Annotated in this window: 18 protein-coding genes; 10 read left to right on the plus strand and 8 right to left on the minus strand. The window is 49.7% G+C overall.

Going from position 1 to position 20,812, the window contains the following annotated elements:
- Nucleotides 1–122: 122 nt before the first annotated feature.
- Nucleotides 123–2,798 (plus strand): aconitate hydratase AcnA, encoded by a 2,676-nt coding sequence (gene acnA, locus FEK46_RS17710; protein ID WP_130208849.1) that lies wholly within the window; start codon nt 123–125, stop codon nt 2,796–2,798.
- A gap of 62 nt (nt 2,799–2,860) precedes the next feature.
- Here the strand turns inward: acnA and ribA are convergent, their stop codons facing one another.
- Nucleotides 2,861–3,451: a GTP cyclohydrolase II gene (gene ribA / locus FEK46_RS17715; protein WP_130208847.1), complete on the minus strand. Its 591-nt coding sequence runs from the start codon at nt 3,449–3,451 to the stop codon at nt 2,861–2,863.
- 168 nt (nt 3,452–3,619) lie between these two features.
- Here ribA and pgpB point away from each other — a divergent pair, with 168 nt between their 5' ends.
- The 5 genes from pgpB (at nt 3,620) to yciH (ending at nt 7,274) form a co-directional block, all read left to right on the plus strand.
- On the plus strand, nt 3,620–4,384 hold the full coding sequence (gene pgpB, locus FEK46_RS17720) for a phosphatidylglycerophosphatase B (protein WP_130259732.1): 765 nt from the start codon (nt 3,620–3,622) through the stop codon (nt 4,382–4,384).
- Between the two features lie 148 nt (nt 4,385–4,532).
- The gene (gene lapA / locus FEK46_RS17725; RefSeq protein WP_130208843.1) at nt 4,533–4,841 is read left to right on the plus strand and encodes a lipopolysaccharide assembly protein LapA; all 309 of its coding nucleotides are present in this window, start codon (nt 4,533–4,535) and stop codon (nt 4,839–4,841) included.
- Between the two features lie 6 nt (nt 4,842–4,847).
- Nucleotides 4,848–6,017 carry a lipopolysaccharide assembly protein LapB gene (gene lapB / locus FEK46_RS17730; RefSeq protein ID WP_130208841.1) on the plus strand — a complete coding sequence of 390 codons (1,170 nt, stop codon included), beginning with the start codon at nt 4,848–4,850 and terminating at the stop codon, nt 6,015–6,017.
- Nucleotides 6,018–6,210: 193 nt separating this feature from the next.
- Nucleotides 6,211–6,948, plus strand: coding sequence for an orotidine-5'-phosphate decarboxylase (pyrF, locus tag FEK46_RS17735; RefSeq protein WP_130208839.1), 738 nt, complete (start codon nt 6,211–6,213; stop codon nt 6,946–6,948).
- Nucleotides 6,948–7,274, plus strand: a complete 327-nt coding sequence (gene yciH / locus FEK46_RS17740) for a stress response translation initiation inhibitor YciH (protein ID WP_131161802.1) — start codon at nt 6,948–6,950, stop codon at nt 7,272–7,274. The genes pyrF and yciH overlap by 1 nt, the downstream gene beginning before the upstream one ends.
- Nucleotides 7,275–7,400: 126 nt before the next feature.
- Here the strand turns inward: yciH and osmB are convergent, their stop codons facing one another.
- The 4 genes from osmB to pdeR form a co-directional block, all read right to left on the minus strand.
- On the minus strand, nt 7,401–7,619 hold the full coding sequence (gene osmB / locus FEK46_RS17745; RefSeq protein ID WP_000498252.1) for an osmotically-inducible lipoprotein OsmB: 219 nt from the start codon (nt 7,617–7,619) through the stop codon (nt 7,401–7,403).
- A 283-nt stretch (nt 7,620–7,902) separates the two neighbouring features.
- Nucleotides 7,903–8,652, minus strand: a complete 750-nt coding sequence (locus tag FEK46_RS17750) for a DNA-binding transcriptional regulator YciT (protein ID WP_130259735.1) — start codon at nt 8,650–8,652, stop codon at nt 7,903–7,905.
- Between the two features lie 93 nt (nt 8,653–8,745).
- Complete coding sequence (gene yciZ, locus FEK46_RS17755; RefSeq protein ID WP_130208833.1) at nt 8,746–8,919, minus strand: protein YciZ; 174 nt, start codon at nt 8,917–8,919, stop codon at nt 8,746–8,748.
- 148 nt (nt 8,920–9,067) lie between these two features.
- On the minus strand, nt 9,068–11,053 hold the full coding sequence (gene pdeR, locus FEK46_RS17760) for a cyclic di-GMP phosphodiesterase (protein WP_135409882.1): 1,986 nt from the start codon (nt 11,051–11,053) through the stop codon (nt 9,068–9,070).
- Between the two features lie 53 nt (nt 11,054–11,106).
- Between pdeR and FEK46_RS17765 the strand changes: the two genes are divergently transcribed.
- Nucleotides 11,107–11,229 carry a hypothetical protein gene (locus FEK46_RS17765; protein WP_130208829.1) on the plus strand — a complete coding sequence of 41 codons (123 nt, stop codon included), beginning with the start codon at nt 11,107–11,109 and terminating at the stop codon, nt 11,227–11,229.
- 63 nt (nt 11,230–11,292) lie between these two features.
- Here the strand turns inward: FEK46_RS17765 and FEK46_RS17770 are convergent, their stop codons facing one another.
- The 3 genes from FEK46_RS17770 to fabI all read right to left on the minus strand — a co-directional run bounded on the left by FEK46_RS17770 (nt 11,293) and on the right by fabI (nt 15,354).
- Nucleotides 11,293–13,227, minus strand: a complete 1,935-nt coding sequence (locus tag FEK46_RS17770) for an exoribonuclease II (RefSeq protein WP_135559623.1) — start codon at nt 13,225–13,227, stop codon at nt 11,293–11,295.
- Nucleotides 13,228–13,294: 67 nt separating this feature from the next.
- On the minus strand, nt 13,295–14,422 hold the full coding sequence (locus tag FEK46_RS17775; RefSeq protein WP_135559622.1) for a CMD domain-containing protein: 1,128 nt from the start codon (nt 14,420–14,422) through the stop codon (nt 13,295–13,297).
- Between the two features lie 143 nt (nt 14,423–14,565).
- Nucleotides 14,566–15,354: an enoyl-ACP reductase FabI gene (gene fabI / locus FEK46_RS17780; RefSeq protein ID WP_000506490.1), complete on the minus strand. Its 789-nt coding sequence runs from the start codon at nt 15,352–15,354 to the stop codon at nt 14,566–14,568.
- Nucleotides 15,355–15,868: 514 nt separating this feature from the next.
- Between fabI and FEK46_RS17790 the strand changes: the two genes are divergently transcribed.
- From FEK46_RS17790 to FEK46_RS17800, 3 genes are all read left to right on the plus strand, one after another.
- On the plus strand, nt 15,869–16,432 hold the full coding sequence (locus FEK46_RS17790) for a TetR/AcrR family transcriptional regulator (protein WP_130208821.1): 564 nt from the start codon (nt 15,869–15,871) through the stop codon (nt 16,430–16,432).
- A gap of 151 nt (nt 16,433–16,583) precedes the next feature.
- Nucleotides 16,584–17,705, plus strand: a complete 1,122-nt coding sequence (locus FEK46_RS17795) for an efflux RND transporter periplasmic adaptor subunit (RefSeq protein WP_135559620.1) — start codon at nt 16,584–16,586, stop codon at nt 17,703–17,705.
- Nucleotides 17,705–20,812, plus strand: coding sequence for an efflux RND transporter permease subunit (locus tag FEK46_RS17800; protein ID WP_167852919.1), 3,108 nt, complete (start codon nt 17,705–17,707; stop codon nt 20,810–20,812). Before FEK46_RS17795 ends, FEK46_RS17800 begins: the two co-directional genes overlap by 1 nt.

The following is a 20,812-nucleotide window of genomic DNA, read 5'->3' on the forward strand; positions in this document are numbered from 1 at the left end:
CACGTTTTCTCCTCTTTTATCAATTTGGGTTGTTATCAAATCGTTACGCGATGTTTGTGTTATCTTTAATATTCACCCTGAAGAGAATCAGGGCATCGCAACCCTGTTATTAAGGAGGAGCTATGTCGTCAACCCTACGAGAAGCCAGTAAGGACACGTTGCAGGCCAAAGATAAAACTTACCACTACTACAGCCTGCCGCTTGCTGCCAAATCACTGGGCGATATCACCCGTCTGCCTAAGTCGCTCAAAGTTCTGCTCGAAAACCTGCTGCGCTGGCAGGATGGCAATTCGGTCACCGAAGACGATATTCATGCGCTGGCGGGATGGCTGAAAAATGCCCATGCCGACCGCGAAATTGCCTACCGTCCAGCCAGAGTGCTGATGCAGGATTTTACCGGCGTACCTGCTGTTGTTGATCTTGCGGCGATGCGGGAAGCCGTAAAACGTCTCGGTGGCGATACCGCAAAGGTGAATCCGCTCTCACCGGTCGATCTGGTGATTGACCACTCGGTGACCGTCGATCGCTTTGGCGATGATGAGGCATTTGAGGAAAACGTACGCCTGGAAATGGAGCGCAACCACGAGCGTTATGTGTTTCTGAAATGGGGGCAACAGGCGTTCAGTCGTTTTAGCGTTGTGCCACCAGGCACTGGGATTTGCCACCAGGTGAACCTTGAATATCTCGGCAAAGCGGTGTGGAGTGAATTGCAGGAGGGGGAGTGGATTGCTTATCCGGATACGCTCGTTGGCACCGACTCGCACACGACCATGATCAACGGTCTTGGTGTGTTAGGCTGGGGCGTTGGTGGAATTGAAGCGGAAGCGGCGATGTTAGGTCAGCCAGTTTCCATGCTCATTCCTGATGTGGTGGGCTTTAAACTCACCGGTAAACTGCGTGAAGGCATTACCGCCACCGACCTGGTGCTGACCGTTACTCAGATGCTACGTAAACATGGCGTAGTAGGTAAATTCGTCGAATTTTACGGTGATGGTCTGGATTCACTGCCACTGGCGGATCGTGCAACCATTGCCAATATGTCGCCGGAATATGGTGCGACCTGCGGCTTCTTCCCAATCGATGCTGTCACTCTCGATTACATGCGGTTAAGCGGCCGTAGTGAAGACCAGGTTGAACTGGTTGAGAAATATGCTAAAGCGCAGGGGATGTGGCGGAACGCAGGTGATGAACCGGTGTTTACCAGTACGCTTGAATTGAATATGAACGACGTAGTCGCTAGTCTTGCCGGTCCAAAGCGTCCACAAGATCGTGTTGCGCTGCCTGATGTGCCAAAAGCTTTTGCCGCCAGTAACGAACTGGAAGTCAACGCCACGCATAAAGATCGCCAGCCAGTCGATTATGTTATGAACGGGCATCAGTATCAGTTGCCTGATGGTGCGGTGGTTATTGCTGCGATAACGTCGTGTACCAACACCTCTAACCCCAGCGTGCTGATGGCGGCCGGATTACTGGCGAAAAAAGCCGTCACCCTGGGGCTGAAACGACAACCGTGGGTCAAAGCGTCTCTCGCGCCTGGCTCGAAAGTGGTTTCTGACTATCTGGCAAAAGCCAAACTGACGCCGTATCTTGATGAACTGGGCTTTAACCTTGTGGGCTATGGTTGTACCACCTGTATTGGTAACTCTGGTCCGTTGCCCGATCCTATCGAAACTGCGATCAAAAAGGGCGATTTAACCGTTGGCGCGGTACTGTCTGGCAACCGTAACTTTGAAGGACGTATTCATCCGCTGGTTAAAACCAACTGGTTGGCTTCGCCGCCGCTGGTGGTTGCCTATGCACTGGCGGGCAATATGAATATCAACCTGGCTTCCGAACCTCTGGGGCACGATCGTAAAGGCGATCCGGTATATCTGAAAGATATCTGGCCATCGACTCAAGAGATTGCTCGCGCTGTTGCGCAAGTCTCCACTGAAATGTTCCGTAAGGAGTACGCGGAAGTTTTCGAAGGGACTGCGGAGTGGAAGGAGATTAAGGTTGTACGATCAGATACCTACGGATGGCAGGATGATTCGACCTACATTCGCTTATCGCCTTTCTTTGATGAAATGCAGGCAACCCCTGCGCCAGTGGAAGATATTCACGGCGCGCGAATTCTGGCAATGCTGGGGGATTCGGTTACCACTGACCATATCTCTCCGGCAGGCAGCATTAAGCCTGATAGTCCCGCGGGTCGATATCTACAAGGTCGTGGTGTTGAGCGTAAAGATTTTAACTCCTACGGTTCGCGTCGTGGTAACCATGAAGTGATGATGCGTGGCACGTTCGCCAATATTCGCATTCGTAACGAAATGGTGCCTGGTGTTGAAGGGGGGATGACGCGCCATCTACCAGGCAATGATGTTATCTCTATTTATGATGCGGCGATGCGCTATCAGCAAGAGAAAACACCGCTGGCGGTAATTGCCGGGAAAGAATATGGGTCAGGTTCGAGTCGAGACTGGGCGGCAAAAGGCCCGCGTCTGCTCGGTATTCGCGTGGTGATTGCAGAATCGTTTGAACGTATTCATCGTTCGAATTTAATCGGCATGGGTATTTTGCCGCTGGAGTTCCCGCAAGGTGTGACGCGTAAATCGTTAGGGCTGACGGGGGAAGAGAAGATTGATATTGCCGATCTGCAAAATCTGCAACCTGGCGCTACGGTTCCTGTGACACTAACGCGAGCTGATGGTGTGCAGGACGTTGTGCCGTGCCGTTGTCGCATCGACACTGCAACAGAATTAACCTATTACCGGAATGACGGTATTTTGCATTATGTCATCCGTAATATGTTGAAGTAATTCAACTTTAGTTGCCGGATGTGGATCATCCGGCAAATATATTAAGTCTGTAGCGAACAGGGTTATTTGTTGAACAAATGGCCCATTTTCTCGGCTTTAGTATCGAGATAGTGTTCATTATTTGGGTTACGGCCAACAATCAACGGCACGCGCTCAACAATGTTGATACCCGCTTCGGTCAGAATTTCGACTTTTTTCGGGTTGTTGGTTAACAGACGGACTTCATTAACGCCCAGTAACTTGAACATGTCGGCGCAGAGGGTGAAATCACGTTCATCAGCGGCGAAACCTAACTGATGATTGGCCTCTACAGTATCGTAACCTTGATCCTGTAACGCATAAGCACGGATTTTATTCAACAAACCGATGTTACGTCCTTCCTGACGGTGGTACAGCAAAATACCACGGCCTTCTTCGGCAATATGCGTCAGTGCCGCTTCAAGCTGGAAGCCGCAATCGCAGCGCAAGCTGAACAGGGCATCACCGGTCAGACACTCAGAATGGACGCGTGCCAGGACAGGAGTATGTCCTGAAATGTCGCCATAAACTAACGCGACATGATCGTGTCCGGTTGCCAGTTCTTCAAATCCCACCATCAGGAAATCGCCCCATGGGGTTGGCAGTTTGGCTTCTGCCACACGTTTAAGCTGCATGAAATTCTCCAGATAATGCTGGTTCTGTATTGGCTTATTTTGCCATAACGCGAAGGGGTTCTCCTAATCACGACGCGCCAATCGTTCACTGAATGGCACAAATCTGTCAATTTTTACTGGAGCAGGCATTTTCAGTTATGATTGTGGGAATTATAAAAAGGAGAGGCCATGCGTTCGATTGCCAGACGTACCGCAGTGGGAGCTGCACTATTACTTGTAATGCCGGTAGCTGTATGGATTTCTGGCTGGCGTTGGCAACCAGGAGATCAAAGTTGGCTGTTAAAAGCGGCCTTTTGGATCACTGAAACCGTTACTCAGCCCTGGGGCGTCATTACACATCTGATTTTATTCGCTTGGTTTCTCTGGTGTCTGCGTTTTCGCCTCAAAGCCGCAATTATGCTGTTTACCATTCTGGCTGCGGCGATCCTCATTGGACAAGGCGTGAAATCCTGGATAAAAGATAAAGTTCAGGAGCCGCGCCCCTTTGTGATATGGCTGGAAAAAACACATCATATTCCGGTTGAGGAGTTCTACACTTTAAAACGTGCGGAACGCGGAAGTTTAGTGAAAGAACAGTTGGCTGCAGAAAATAATATACCGGGCTATTTACGCTCTCACTGGCAGAAAGAGACGGGTTTTGCCTTTCCTTCCGGTCACACGATGTTTGCTGCCAGTTGGGCGCTGCTGGCCGTTGGGTTACTGTGGCCGCGTCGGCGAACGTTCACCATTGCACTCTTGCTGGTTTGGGCCACGGGAGTCATGGGAAGCCGCCTACTGCTCGGGATGCATTGGCCGCGTGATTTGGTGGTGGCTACATTGATTTCGTGGGCGCTGGTGGCGGTGGCAACCTGGCTTGCACAACGAATTTGTGGGCCATTAACACCACCTCCGGAAGAAAATCGTGAGATAGCGCAACGAGAAGAAGAAAGTTAACGCTGGTTGATTTTCTGATTTTCGCCCTTAAATCACCAACAATGCACGTAGTTGCCATTTCGCAGTCGGCGTGAAAATGGTACTTTAAAGGGCTATTGCGGTAAGTTGACCATAATTTATGCGCTCTAACCACATAACGGGAAGTAATGTGAAATATTTACTCATTTTCTTATTGGTGTTGGCGATTTTCGTGATTTCGGTCACGTTAGGTGCGCAGAACGATCAACAGGTGACGTTTAACTATCTGTTAGCGCAAGGGGAGTATCGTATCTCTACTTTGCTGGCGGTATTGTTTGCTGCGGGTTTTGCTATCGGTTGGTTAATTTGCGGACTGTTCTGGCTGCGAGTTCGTGTTTCTCTGGCGCGTGCTGAACGTAAAATAAAGCGACTGGAAAACCAGCTTTCACCCGCGACTGATGTGGCGGTAGCGCCGCATGCGTCAGTGGCGAAGGAATAACCTTCTATGCTGGAGTTGTTGTTTCTGCTTTTGCCTGTAGCCGCTGCCTATGGCTGGTATATGGGCCGCAGAAGTGCGCAACAAAACAAGCAAGATGAAGCCAATCGCCTGTCACGTGATTACGTGGCGGGGGTTAACTTTCTGCTTAGCAATCAACAAGATAAGGCGGTGGACCTGTTCCTCGATATGCTCAAAGAGGACACCGGCACCGTTGAAGCCCACCTTACGCTCGGAAACTTGTTCCGATCCCGTGGCGAAGTCGATCGCGCAATTCGCATCCACCAAACCTTAATGGAAAGCGCCTCGCTGACCTATGAACAGCGCCTGTTGGCAATTCAGCAACTGGGTCGTGATTACATGGCTGCCGGATTGTACGATCGTGCGGAAGATATGTTTAATCAATTGACTGATGAAACTGACTTCCGTGTTGGCGCTTTGCAACAACTCCTGCAAATCTACCAGGCCACCAGTGAATGGCAAAAGGCGATCGATGTCGCCGAACGTTTGGTTAAACTGGGTAAAGATAAACAGCGGGTCGAAATAGCTCATTTCTATTGTGAATTAGCTCTTCAATACATTGCCAGCGAAGATCTCGATCGTGCCATGACGTTGCTGAAAAAAGGGGCGGCGGCCGACAAAAACAGCGCGCGCGTATCCATCATGATGGGGCGTGTTTTTATGGCCAAAGGCGAGTATGGCAAAGCGGTCGAAAGCCTGCAACGCGTTATTTCTCAGGACAGAGAACTGGTCAGCGAAACGCTGGAAATGCTGCAAACCTGCTATCAGCAGTTGGGTAAAACTGACGAATGGGCAGAGTTTCTCCAGCGAGCGGTGGAAGAAAATACGGGTGCTGATGCTGAACTGATGCTTGCTGACATCATTGAATCGCGTGACGGGAGCGATGCAGCTCAGGTTTACATTACGCGGCAGTTGCAACGTCATCCAACCATGCGCGTGTTCCACAAATTGATGGATTACCACCTCAATGAAGCGGAAGAAGGGCGTGCAAAAGAGAGCCTGATGGTGCTGCGCGATATGGTTGGTGAGAAGGTACGCAGCAAGCCGCGTTATCGCTGCCAGAAGTGTGGTTTTACCGCTTATACCCTCTACTGGCATTGTCCGTCCTGTCGGGCCTGGTCGACCATTAAACCAATTCGTGGTCTGGACGGTCTGTAGTTTTTAAAAAAAATCAACTTTAGTTACAACATACTAATGGCTGTTATCAACATATGTGCTTCGGTAACGCCTGCATGGAAAAGCCTGACAGGGGAGAAATCGCAACTGTTAATTTTTTATTTCCACGGGTAGAATGCACGCCGTTTACCTTTTTCGCGCCACTTCCGGTGCCCATCATCAAGAAGGTCTGGTCATGACGTTAACTGCTTCATCTTCTTCCCGCGCTGTTACGCGTTCTCCCGTCGTTGTTGCCCTTGATTATAATAATCGTGATGCTGCGCTGGCATTTGTCGACAAAATCGACCCACGCGATTGTCGTCTGAAAGTTGGCAAAGAGATGTTTACTCTGTTTGGGCCACAGTTTGTCCGTGAACTGCAAGAGCGTGGTTTTGATATCTTCCTTGACCTGAAATTTCACGACATTCCCAACACAGCAGCGCACGCCGTGGCCGCAGCGGCTGACTTAGGTGTGTGGATGGTGAATGTTCATGCATCTGGCGGGGCGCGTATGATGACCGCTGCTCGTGAGGCGCTGGTTCCGTTTGGCAAAGACGCGCCGTTGTTAATAGCGGTAACTGTGCTGACTAGCATGGAATCAAGCGATCTGGCGGATCTCGGCGTGACACTGTCACCAGCGGATTATGCAGAGCGTCTGGCGGCGCTGACACAAAAATGTGGTCTTGATGGCGTGGTGTGTTCTGCCCAGGAAGCCGTTCGTTTTAAACAAGCGTTTGGTCAGGACTTCAAACTGGTTACGCCGGGTATTCGTCCTCAGGGGAGTGATGCTGGAGACCAGCGCCGCATTATGACGCCAGAACAGGCGCTGGCAGCTGGGGTTGATTATATGGTGATTGGTCGCCCGGTGACGCAATCTGCGGATCCAGCGCAAACGCTGAAAGCGATCAACGCCTCGTTACAGCGGAGTGCATAATGAGTGATTCCAACAGCCGTCTGGTCTATTCAACGGAGACTGGACGTATCGATGAACCGAAAGTGGCCCCTTTACGCTCTAAAGGTGATGGCGTTGTGCGTATTCAACGTCAAACCAGCGGTCGCAAAGGTAAGGGTGTTTGCCTGATTACTGGTGTTGATCTCGATGAAGCTGAACTGATAAAGCTAGCGGCAGAACTGAAGAAAAAATGCGGCTGCGGAGGGTCAGTAAAAGAAGGAATTATCGAAATTCAGGGAGATAAGCGTGATTTATTAAAATCAATGCTTGAAGCGAAAGGCATGAAGGTAAAACTCGCCGGCGGTTAACAAAAAAAGCCACGAAAATATTCCGTGGCTTTCGTTTATTTTACAGTGTGTATTATTCAGTTATTTCGTACTGAACAGAGTTAAGCGTATTATAATTGCGAGTCGCTAATCGACATTTATTTACGATTATTTACCGACCTGGTGACCGATAATACCACCGACTGCTGCACCGCCTAACGTACCCAGCGTGCTGCCATCAGTCAGTACTGCGCCACCTAAAGCACCTGCACCCGCACCGATTGCGGTATTACGATCTCGTTTAGACCAGTTAGAACAGGCACTCAGAGACATAGCCAGCGTAATCGCCAGAACAGCCGCGGTCATTTTTTTGCTCGTTACAAACATAATACTCTCTCCTGAATTATACTCTCTCCTGAATTTATGATTCACGGAAGTAAGCTCTCTTTAACTATAATAGTTAAGACGCTTTCTGAAAAAGTTATTTTCCGTGAAATCCTCTCGCGCAGGGTTATATCACGCAGGTGACAGTCACTTCCTGTTATATCGCTAATGTTAAGTTTACAACTTTGAAGTTTTAAGGACAGGTAAATAGTCTTAATTAACAGCCAGGAATCATCTTAGAGCGGATGATTTGCGAAAGTGCAAATCATCCGTAGAGGAGGGGAAATTAATTGTCGACGACGTGAACTGTCAGTCTATTATGCTCAAGATGCAACAGGTGGCTGGCAGGTATCTTCGAGTCGGTAATGACCCGTTTGATTTTCTCAACAGGGCCGATGGAGTAAGAATGTACGGCACCAAATTTTGAGCTGTCCGTCAGAACTATTGCTTCGCACTCTTTTTCCAGCACTGCATTGACTACGTCGGTACGCATCATGTCGCGTCCAGTAAATCCAGTTTCAGGTTGCCAGCCATCAATACCAATAAATGCCTTACTGAAATGAACCTGCTGGATACACTGACGTGTCAGAGGGCCAACCATGCTTTCGCTTTTCTTCTGGTACACGCCACCAAGTAAAATGACTTCACAGGGGGCGTCTTTCAACAAATGCGCAATGTAGCTGCTAACCGTAATGATGGTAACATCTTTCTTCTGTTCGCCTAACGTGCGAGCCAAAAGGGCATTGCTGCTGCCATTTTCAATAAAGATAGTTTCACCTGACTGAACCAGAGAAGCCGCAAACTCGGCAAGTTTACGCTTCAGCGTATAATTACTCATCATCCGGGTTTCAACATCATCGCTATCAAGCGAAACTGCAAAACCATGCGCGCGGCGCAGATAACTCAGTTTTTCGAGGGTGTTGAGATCCTGGCGAATAGTAACTTCAGAAACACCAGTGGCTTTTGCCAGTTCGGTTACGCTAACCTGACCCTGGTCAATGACCATCTGTAGAATTGTTTGTTGTCGGGAATTCATCGCTGTAATTCTTATAACGTTATAATATTCAATAAAAAAGCTGACGCGCCTGGCATCCTTTTCTGCTAAATGGAAAGCCTGAAAGCACGACTGTTAAATCTCCCACGGTGCCTTCGGGATGTCTGGCGTAGATGCAGCAACCTGGCGCAAGAGTTCTGCTTTTAGTATCTCGAGATTATGGATCGCAGAGTGGTGATCGCCCGCCACAAGGATATCTAACACAATATCAATACGTTCGGCAACGCGCTGGGCATCAAATTCAGACATGAGGGTATCCTTATGGCAAATAAAGGCAAAAATGAATAATGCAAAAATTGCCACTAAAAGAGAAGCGTATAGTGGCAAAGGCCAATTTTCATTCAAGAAAATGATGTGTGATAAGATTATATATCGCTAATTATATACATTCGTCTCTTTATAAGCGTTTCAGGTAACGTTTAAACCAACGTTCAAAGGCCACGGCAGGCATTGGTTTGGCAAACAAAAATCCTTGCCTCTCATTGATGCCGTTTTTGGTTAAAAAGGCATCTTCTTTTGTGCTTTCCACGCCTTCGGCGATGACTTGCAGATTCAATGCCTGGGCGACGGCGACAATCGCGCGCACTAATGACTGCGAGACAGGTTGTTTGTGAATATTACGGACAAAAGCTTGGTCAAGTTTAATCGCATCGATGGGAAAACGGGCCAGTTGCGAAAGCGAAGAGTAACCGGTGCCAAAATCATCCAAATGCACTTGCGCGCCTAACTGACTAAATTGCTGAATGACGGAGAGGGCGAGTTCATCATTTTCTATCAGACAGCTTTCAGTTAACTCGATATCAATAGGGCAGTATTCAAAATTCAGTTCTTGAAGAACCTGCTTCAGATCGGTAAAAAGAGTTTGATCGGCAAACTGGCGAGCAGAGATGTTCACCGCTACCCGCAGATTAATGCCTTTATCACGCCATTTCGCCACCTGACGCACCACATCGAGAATCACCCAACGTCCTAATGGAACAATTAGCCCAGACTCTTCTGCATAGGAAATAAAGTCTAACGGGGGAATGAGTCCGCGTTCAGGCGACTGCCAGCGCACCAACGCTTCCAGGCTTCGAACTTCACCGCGCCAGGTGATTTTTGGTTGATAATGAATAACTAACTGATCGTTTTCCAGCGCTTTACGCAGGTTGGTATCAAGCCAAAGATATTCGAAAACACGTTGGTTCATTTCTGGCGAAAAAACACAGAACTGTCCGCGCCCACCTTCTTTTGCGGTGTACATTGCGGTGTCGGCATGGCGAATAATGGCTGCGCTGTCCATACCATGTTGTGGCGAAAGTGAAATACCGACGGAACAGCCAGTATAAACTTCAATTAAACCAATACGGAAGGGTTGGCGAAGCCGGGTTAAAATACGTGATGCCATCGCTTCCAGTGCGCTTTGTGATGTATTGGGTGCCAGCACCAGAAACTCATCCCCGCCAGGACGCGCCAGCACCTGATCCTGTTCAAGGCAGCTTAAAATGGCCAGTGACACCTCACGTAACAACTGGTCGCCAAATAAATGCCCGTAAGCGTCGTTTACCTTTTTAAAATTGTCTAAATCAAGATATACAACACCAACCTTACAGTCGTTAGCTTGATCAATGGCATGATCGATTAACGCCTGCATGGCGTTACGATTCGGTAGTCCAGTGATGCTGTCGGTATTTGCCAGTATGCGAAGTCGTTCCTGGGCGCGACGCTCTTCGGTAATATCGGTGCCGGAACAGATTAAATAGATCTCATTTTTGCCGCTACCGCTGTGCACAAATTTGTTGCGAAACAGAAATAGCCGTTGACCGTTGCGCGTTGGTATCCAGAGCTCAATTTCATAAGCATTACCACTGCGAAAAAAGCCTCGGTTATTGCGGCTGGATGCCGCAGCTTCACGACGGCTCATAAACAGCTTAAATACGCTTTGACCAATGACATCGTGCTCTTTGAAACCTGTGTATTCTTCACATAATCGGTTAAACCGTTGGATATTTCCCCGGCTGTCAAGAATGACTATCGCGGAATGAGCTTCAGACACTACCTGTTCAGCAAAAGAAAGCCCATGCGATAAATCGCGGGCTACTGCAAGTGTGTCATGCCATGCAGACGCGTTGCCGCCCCATTCGCGTTTATTGATTTTTCGTCCAACCAGATGCACAGAAACATCGCTCTCATTGACGGTCAGACTCATCATCAGGCTGGAAGTGATGACCGTCATTTCCCTGATGCGAGCAGCCTGTTCAGCAGTTAACTGCAAAGTACGTTCAGGTTCTGTGGTTTCGGTGGTGGAAAAGCGCAAAACATCGCTGCTTTCCGATAAACGCCAGTATGGATTGTGCGATCCGAGAAAGTTGTACAACGTTGTGGACTCCCTAACTGTTTTCATGAAGCGTGTCTTCCGGTTAACAGCAGAGTTCGCGATTAAAAGAAAGGTCCAACATGAATTACATAAAATTAGCGACGGCTAAACGTATTGTTTTATTTATATATTTATTTGTAATCCAGTTTTGGAAAAACGCCAGTTTACAAACGAAAGTCTGTGAAAAAAATCTTGGGGGATAAAAACGAATGCGGAGACGAGTAAGGTAAACGGCCCATCCGTAATGAATGGGCCGCAAAAGAATATTACGCTACCGGACGAGCAATAATGCTGCGAGTTTCCATACGAACTTCGGCAATAGTGACGTCGATAACATCGGTTACCTTGTAAACCGTTTCACCTTTAATTTGCACGGTGCCATTTTCCTGACTGCAAACCAGTTCGTCGCGTACGGCGTGTAAGAATGGCGCAGGAATAAAAGCGATAGCGCCATTATCAACCAGACGCACGCGCATGCCGCCACGGCTGATATCGACAATTTCTGCCGCAAAACGGGTGTCGGTCCCGGCTTTGTCTTTCAGGAAGCGTGCGTATAACCAATCACCGACATCACGTTCCGCCATCCGGTTGAGACGACGACGCTCGGCCATTTGAACGGTGATCTCATCCTGCGGACGCGTCGCCGTTTCGCCTTTGATGACCGCTTTCAGCAGACGATGGTTGATCATGTCGCCATACTTACGGATTGGTGAGGTCCAGGTGGCATACGCTTCCAGACCGAGGCCAAAGTGAGGGCCTGGCTCAGTGCTGATTTCGGCAAAGGACTGGAAACGACGAATACGGCTGTCGAGGAAACCGGTCGGTTGCGCATCCAGTTCGCGACGCAGCTTGCAGAAACCATCCAGCGTGAGCACTTCTTCAGCATCGACATGCAGACCGTGCGTTTTTAGCAATGCTGCCAGCGCTTCAGCATTTGCCGGATCAAAGCCCATATGCACGTTATAGATACCAAAACCGAGCTTATCGCGCAGTACGCGGGCAGCACAAATGTTAGCAGCAATCATCGCTTCTTCGACGATACGGTTGGCAATACGACGAGGCTCGGCGACGATATCCAGCACTTCACCTTTTTCACCGAGAATAAAACGGTAATCCGGGCGATCTTTAAACACCAGTGCATGGTTATGGCGCCACTCGCCGCGACGCTGGCAAATTTGCGCCAGAAGGCGAATTTGTTCGGCAATGGCCTCACTTTCTGGCTGCCAGTCGCCGGTGTTTTCCAGCCAGTCGGAAACCTGGTCATAAACCAGTTTCGCTTTGGACTCGATAGTCGCGGCAAAGAACTCGATATTGTCTTCAATGGTGCCATCTGCGGAGAGCGTCATCCGACACGCCATTACCGGGCGAATTTCATTGGCGCGTAGGGAGCAGAGATCGTCGGAAAGCTCACGCGGCAGCATTGGGATGTTGAAACCTGGCAGATAGTTGGTGAATGCACGAACTTTTGCCGCTTTGTCCAGTTTGCTACCTTCTGCAATCCACGCGGTTGGATCGGCAATCGCCACGATCAGTTGCAGTTTGTCATCCGGGAGCGCCTTCGCGAAGAGGGCGTCATCCATATCTTCCGTGCTGGCGCTATCGATGGTGACAAAATCCAGTGCAGTCAGATCTTCGCGCACCAGACCTTCGTCGAGCATTTCAGTAGCAACGCCGTTCGGCGCTTCTTTTTCCAGGTTATGACGTGCCAGAGTTACCCACCACGGCACGAAGTGATCGTCGCCAAAAGTGATGTACTGCGTGAGTTCTGCATAGAAAGAACGATCGCCTTTCAATGGATGACGGCGCATTTCGGCAACTGCCCAGTCGCCTTCTTTAAATTCATGTGTCAGGCCACGGGCTGCGCGGCAAGGAATGGCATCTTTCAATAATGGATGATCAGGGACAATGGCCAGACGGTCATTCTTGCCCTGAACTTTACCCACGAAGCGGGTTAGAAAAGGTTCAACCAGCTCTTCTGGTTCGGCAGATTCACGATCTTTTTCGCTGTGGATGACTGCGATAATTCTGTCGCCATGCATCACTTTTTTCATTTGCGGCGGCGGAATGAAATAACTTTTCTGTGCATCGACTTCCAGGAAGCCAAAGCCTTTTTCAGTGGCTTTTACCACCCCTTCAGCGCGGGGCGTCTGGGAATGCAGTTGCTGTTTAAGCTGCGCTAGCAGCGGGTTGTCCTGAAACATAATTGTCTATTTTGGTGGCCATTAGAGCGGCTGACAGTTTTACGCGATTCTGTCTGACGCAGCAAGGTTAATATGTTTCACCCAACGCGATTTTTAAGCGATTGATCCAGCCACAAAGCCCGCTCCATACCAACAAATTAATAACCTGTGTTGATGATATTTCGTGTTCGAGTAATGGGCTGAACTGGGCGGCGCTAAAGCGATCGGGTGCTCGGGTCAGCCATTGTATCGCCTGAACGGTAGCGCGCTCAACACAATGGCTATCAGCCCACCGATTAATTTCATTTTCGCCCTGACGTAGAATGAGGATTGCCTCTTTATATTCTGTTGTTGAATATGTTTGGCTAGCGAAGCAAGCGGCGCTGCCATTAATCCGCGCGGTTAACAACGTCGCAAGTTGATGGTTGGTTTTGGCGCTAACCAATGTGCTGGCGAATAGCTCCTCAAGGCGTGAAAGTAGAGCTGGGTGAAGATTGAGTATTTCGGTCAGTTGGCTGAGTTCAACCGACGAACTGTTCACCGCATCTTCACATGATTTTTCTACGGCGTAGCAGGTACGCCAGCGAGTTGATTCATTCGCAAACAGTGATGCATCGGCGTAGTTTTGCATCTCCAGACCGGGTAGCCAACGAACTGGTTGCTCAAGATAAGCCTGCAATGAGGCAATCACTCGCGCCTGAAAACCGACAAAGCCAATAATTTGGGTAATGAACACACAGTCCCAGGCGGTAAGGCCGACATCTTTAAGATGCTCACGGGATCGACCGTCGATAATAGATGGAGAGAAGGCCAGTTGGCGGGCATATTGTGTGATTTGCGCCAGCCGATGATTACTTTCCCTGGAGGAATCCGGTCCGGGAAGTGGTGTCAGGCGCGCGGAATAGTAGTTGCACAACCGCTGGACGCCGCAGACCTGGGCAACAGTCAGAGCTGTAGACAGGCGTTCATAAGCGGTGAATGTCTGCAAGCGGGTCACGGCCAGCTGATCCGGGAACAATGTTCCAGCGAGTGCACGTGCGGGTGCCAGCCATGACTGAAAGGGGGCCAGCGTTTGTTCCTCAAGAATCACGTCGAGCAAAAAAGGGTCGTTGACCTTTGCGGCTTCGGGTACAAGTGGCAGAACGTTATGCTCTGAAGTGCTGGATTGGATTTCATGATACCAATGGCTTTTGCCTGAACTGTGGCGTTGTTCCATGGGCGCTCCTTGGTCATAACGGAAATCGTTATCCTGACGCAAGGCGGGAAGGGGAGAAAGACGGATCGGCGATAACAAATATCAGAAAGGTATAACAGAGAAAACGGGCGGCAGAACGCCGCCCATCTTGACCAACAGAACGATTATTTCAGTTCCAGTTCGTTCATTGCAGCGATGCTGAAACCGCCGTCAACGTGGACCACTTCACCGGAGATACCGGCAGAGAGATCGGAGCACAGGAACGCTGCGGAGTTACCCACATCTTCGATGGTAACGGTACGACGAATCGGCGTAACGGCTTCGCAGTGCGCCAGCATTTTACGGAAGTCTTTGATGCCGGAAGCGGCCAGCGTACGGATCGGACCTGCGGAAATGGCGTTAACACGCACACCTTCCGGCCCCATTGCGTTGGCCATATAGCGCACGTTAGCTTCCAGAGACGCTTTTGCCAGACCCATAACGTTGTAGTTCGGGATAGCGCGCTCAGCGCCCAGATAGGAAAGGGTCAGCAGAGCAGAGCCCGGATTCAGCATGGAGCGGCAAGCTTTTGCCATTGCAACGAAGCTGTAGGAGCTAATGTCGTGGGCAATTTTGAAGCCTTCACGAGTTACGGCGTTAACATAGTCGCCATCCAGCTGATCGCCAGGTGCAAAACCAATAGAGTGTACGAAACCGTCAAATTTCGGCCAAACTTTACCCAGTTCAGCGAACATGGTGTCGATGCTGGCATCTTCGGCAACATCGCACTGCAGAACGATGTCAGAACCTAATTGAGCGGCAAATTCTTCTACGCGGCCTTTCAGTTTGTCGTTCTGGTAGGTGAATGCCAGTTCAGCTCCTTCGCGGTGCATCGCCTGAGCGATACCGTAGGCGATGGACAGTTTGCTGGCAACACCGGTTACCAGAATGCGCTTACCGGAAAGAAAACCCATAGCTTTAATCCTTATTGTTGATGCTTGTTGTGCCTGAAAATCAGGCGATTCGTCGTTTTAGTAAACAGTACGAACAGATAAACGGTTATTATAATCAACCTGGCTGTGGGTGGCTATAGTTGCGCTTTCTGTACCGGAGAGAATCAGCAGTCCAGAGCATTTTGCGACGCCTGCAAGGGGCAGGTTGTGGAAATATCTTATAGCGTCTGGCTTTAAAACTATTCGTATTACTTCCGGTAAGTTTGATGATAAAACAGACGCGGATTTATCAGGTCCGGCGTTTGTTGTGTCATCGGCGATTAATACTCTGGCGCCAATCAGTCGCTGTCTTATCTCTGACAAATAGCCCCCAAATTAATATTGTCAACTATCTTCACAGAATCTCCACAATCTCTTCATTATCAGAATATACACCATGAATAAGATAAAAATACTTTCCCTCACTTTGGAGAAATGTATAATTGGTAAAAATGAGAATGATCGTTCTCACTAAGTGGAAGGACAGGAGACAGAAATGACCAGCAAGCTGGAGATACGTCACAAACAGCGTCAGGATGAAATCATCAACGCCGCCCGTCGGTGTTTTCGTCGCTGCGGTTTTCACGCCGCCAGTATGTCGCAAATTGCCAGCGAAGCTCAGCTTAGCGTGGGTCAGATATATCGTTACTTCGCCAATAAAGACGCCATTATTGAAGAGATGGTTCGCCGTATCATCGACTTTCGTATTGCCCAGATGGACATTGACGCGCGTACCGATCACTTCCCGGAAGTTCTTGCTTTGCGGAAATCCTTAAATGAGGACGACGACGCGTTGATGCTGGAAGTGGCTGCAGAAGCCACACGCAACCCACGGGTGATGGCGATGCTCGAGGAAGCTGACGCCAGAATGTTCGCTAACGGTTGTGCACATATGAAAAGAATGCATCCCCATCTTAGCGATGAGCACATTCGTTGCTGCGTTGAAGTGCTTGCCACCATGATGGAAGGTACGGTTTATCGTCGCTTAACACCGCAAAAAAGTGATCCCCAACGTCTGCAAAAAATATATCAGGACATTGTTAGTATGTTGATAAATTAATAAGAAAAGAATTAACCGATAGTGGGGGATATTAATCCCCCTTATTTCATTGCGAAATTCATTTCGCGATGCGGGTTCGTTATATCTGAATATCCCTGACATATCCTCATTAATTTTAATGGGGAGGGTATTGTTCACCCTGGAGAAAATAATGAAGTATATAGCAACGTCTGTAGTGGCAATGCTACTCTTATCTGGTTGTGATAATACGCAAAATAACAATTCATCCCCGTCGGAAACAGAAGTGGGCGTTGTTACGCTCAAATCTCAACCGGTTTCGGTAGTCAGTGAATTAACCGGGCGCACCAGTGCGGCACTCAGTGCTGAAGTACGTCCGCAGGTTGGGGGAATTATCCAGAAACGCCTATTTACTGAAGGCGATTTGGTTAAGGCCGGACAACCATTGTACCAAATTGATGCGGCCAGTTATCGGGCGGCATGGAATGAAGCCCGGGCAGCATTACAACAGGCACAGGCACTGGTAAAAGCCGATTGCCAGAAAGCGCAGCGTTATGCCCGACTGGTGAAAGATAACGGTGTCTCACAACAGGATGCTGATGATGCTCAGTCTACCTGCGCACAAGATAAAGCCAGTGTTGAAGCGAAAAAAGCCGCACTGGAAACCGCGCGCATTAATCTTGACTGGACCACGGTAACCGCGCCGATTTCGGGGCGTATTGGCATTTCGTCGGTGACCCCTGGCGCACTGGTGACCGCGTCGCAGGATACGGCGTTAACGACCATTCGTGGTCTGGATACAATGTATGTCGACCTCACTCGCTCCAGTGTCGATTTATTGCGTCTGCGCAAACAGTCACTGGCGACCAACAGTGACACCATGAGCGTCTCACTTATTCTGGAAGATGGCACAATCTACAGCGAAAAAGGGCGTCTGGAACTCACCGAAGTCGCTGTGGATGAGTCTACCGGCTCGGTGACATTACGGGCGATTTTCCCCAATCCACAACAACAGTTATTACCAGGCATGTTTGTTCGCGCTCGTGTCGATGAAGGCGTGATGGAAGACGCTATTCTCGCGCCTCAACAGGGCGTCACGCGCGATGCTAAAGGCAATGCAACTGCGCTGGTGGTGAATAAAGACAATAAAGTAGAGCAGCGAACGCTCGAAACGGGAGAAACGTATGGTGATAAATGGCTGGTGCTGAACGGCCTGCATGACGGCGACCGACTGATTGTTGAAGGTTCCGCCAAAGTAACTTCAGGGCAGACCGTCAAGGCTGTTGAAGTTCAGGCTAATGGAGGCAACGCCTGATGTTTTCGCGCTTTTTTGTTCGCCGTCCGGTCTTTGCCTGGGTTATCGCCATTTTGATTATGTTGGCGGGTATTCTGGCCATTCGCACATTACCCGTCGCGCAATATCCTGACGTTGCGCCGCCGACCATAAAAATTTCAGCCACTTATACCGGTGCTTCAGCCGAAACGCTGGAGAACAGCGTGACCCAGGTTATCGAACAGCAACTCACCGGGCTGGATAATTTGCTCTATTTTAGCTCAACCAGCAGCTCTGATGGTTCGGTCAGTATTAATGTGACCTTTGAACAAGGTACCGATCCCGACACTGCACAGGTTCAGGTGCAGAATAAAATTCAGCAGGCTGAGTCACGCTTACCGAGTGAAGTGCAGCAAACTGGCGTCACAGTGGAAAAATCACAAAGCAACTTTTTGCTGATTGCTGCCGTGTATGACACCACTGACAAAGCCTCCAGTTCGGATATCGCCGACTGGTTGGTCAGTAACGTTCAGGACCCGCTGGCGCGCGTTGAAGGTGTGGGGAGTCTGCAAGTCTTTGGCGCAGAATATGCTATGCGCATCTGGCTTGACCCGGCCAAACTGGCGTCTTACTCGCTGATGCCTTCAGACGTGCAAAGTGCTATCGAAGCGCAAAACGTGCAGGTTACTGCCGGGAAAATTGGGGCATTGCCTTCACCGAATACTCAGCAACTGACGGCGACAGTACGTGCGCAGTCTCGTTTGCAGACGGTGGATCAGTTCAAAAATATTATCGTGAAAAGCCAGTCAGACGGCGCAGTTGTTCGCATAAAAGATGTGGCTCGCGTTGAGATGGGCAGTGAAGATTATACCGCGATCGGCAAACTTAACGGTCACCCGTCTGCCGGGGTTGCTGTAATGCTTTCGCCCGGTGCGAATGCGCTGAATACAGCGACGCTGGTCAAGGATAAGATTGCCGAATTCCAGCGGAACATGCCGCAGGGATACGACATCGCATACCCGAAAGACAGCACTGAATTTATTAAAATCTCCGTAGAGGACGTAATTCAGACACTGTTTGAAGCCATCGTACTGGTGGTTTGCGTGATGTATTTATTCCTGCAAAACCTGCGCGCCACGCTGATTCCGGCGTTAGCTGTCCCCGTCGTTTTGCTGGGCACATTCGGCGTTCTTGCGTTGTTTGGCTATTCGATTAATACCCTGACGTTGTTTGCAATGGTGCTGGCGATCGGCTTGTTGGTGGACGATGCCATTGTGGTGGTGGAGAACGTCGAACGCATTATGCGTGACGAAGGGTTGCCCGCGCGTGAAGCCACGGAAAAATCAATGGGCGAGATTTCTGGCGCACTGGTTGCTATTGCGCTGGTGTTGTCAGCCGTATTCCTGCCGATGGCCTTCTTTGGGGGATCTACGGGAGTAATTTATCGTCAGTTTTCGATAACCATTATCTCCGCAATGCTGCTTTCCGTGGTGGTGGCATTGACCTTGACTCCCGCGCTGTGCGGTTCCGTCCTTCAGCATGTTCCACCGCATAAAAAAGGCTTTTTCGGCGCATTTAACCGCTTTTACCGCCGTACTGAAGATAAATATCAGCGAGGCGTAATTTATGTCCTGCGCCGTGCTGCCCGAACGATGGGTGTTTATGCCGTGCTGGGTGGCGGAATGGCCCTGATGATGTGGAAACTGCCGGGCAGTTTCTTACCCACTGAAGACCAGGGCGAAATCATGGTGCAGTACACGCTGCCAGCTGGGGCGACCGCGGCTCGTACAGCAGAAGTGAATCGCAAGATTGTTGACTGGTTCCTGGTAAACGAAAAAGCAAATACCGATGTCATCTTTACCGTTGATGGTTTCAGTTTTAGCGGCAGCGGACAGAATACCGGGATGGCGTTTGTCTCGTTGAAAAACTGGTCACAACGTAAAGGGGCAGAAAATACCGCCCAGGCTATCGCCTTACGGGCAACCAAAGAGTTGGGCACAATTCGTGATGCCACGGTATTTGCCATGACGCCGCCAGCCGTTGACGGACTGGGGCAAAGCAATGGCTTTACGTTTGAATTAATGGCAAGTGGTGCGACTGACCGTGAAACCTTACTTAAAATGCGTAATCAGTTGATTGAACAGGCTAATCAAAGCCCTGAATTGATTTCTGTGCGCGCCAATGACCTGCCGCAAATGCCGCAATTGCAGGTAGATATCGATAACAATAAAGCCGTATCGCTGGGGTTGAGCTTAAGCGATGTCACCAACACGCTGGCCAGCGCGTGGGGCGGTACTTATGTGAATGACTTTATTGACCGTGGTCGTGTGAAGAAAGTCTACATTCAGGGCGACAGTGAATTTCGTTCCGCGCCGTCAGATTTAGGGAAATGGTTTGTGCGCGGTAGCGATAACGCCATGACGCCGTTCTCTGCTTTTGCCACTACACGTTGGATCTATGGCCCGGAAAAACTAGTTCGCTACAACGGTTCTGCGGCTTATGAAATTCAGGGCGAAAACGCGACTGGCTTTAGTTCCGGCGATGCAATGACAAAAATGGAGGAACTGGCAAACAGTCTTCCTGCGGGAACGACCTGGGCCTGGAGTGGTTTGTCATTGCAGGAGAAACTGGCCAGTGGTCAGGCATTAAGTCTGTACGCAGTCTCTATTCTGGTGGTTTTCCTCTGTCTTGCAGCCCTGTACGAAAGCTGGTCAGTTCCGTTCTCGGTCATTCTAGTGATCCCACTGGGGCTTCTTGGCGCGGCGCTGGCGGCCTGGATGCGTGATTTAAACAACGATGTTTACTTCCAGGTGGCGCTATTAACCACTATCGGCTTGTCGTCGAAAAACGCCATTCTGATTGTTGAATTTGCTGAAGCGGCAGTTGCTGAGGGCCATTCCCTGAGTCGGGCGGCATTACGCGCGGCGCAGACTCGTTTACGCCCAATCATCATGACCTCGCTGGCGTTTATTGCGGGGGTAATGCCGCTGGCGATGGCGACCGGCGCAGGTGCGAACAGCCGTATCGCCATTGGTACGGGCATTATTGGCGGTACGCTGACCGCTACGTTGCTGGCTATTTTCTTTGTTCCTCTGTTTTTTGTACTGGTGAAACGTTTGTTTGCCGGTAAACCGCGCCGTCAGGAGTAA

The organism is Escherichia sp. E4736, from assembly GCF_005781225.1.
Taxonomy (GTDB): domain Bacteria; phylum Pseudomonadota; class Gammaproteobacteria; order Enterobacterales; family Enterobacteriaceae; genus Escherichia.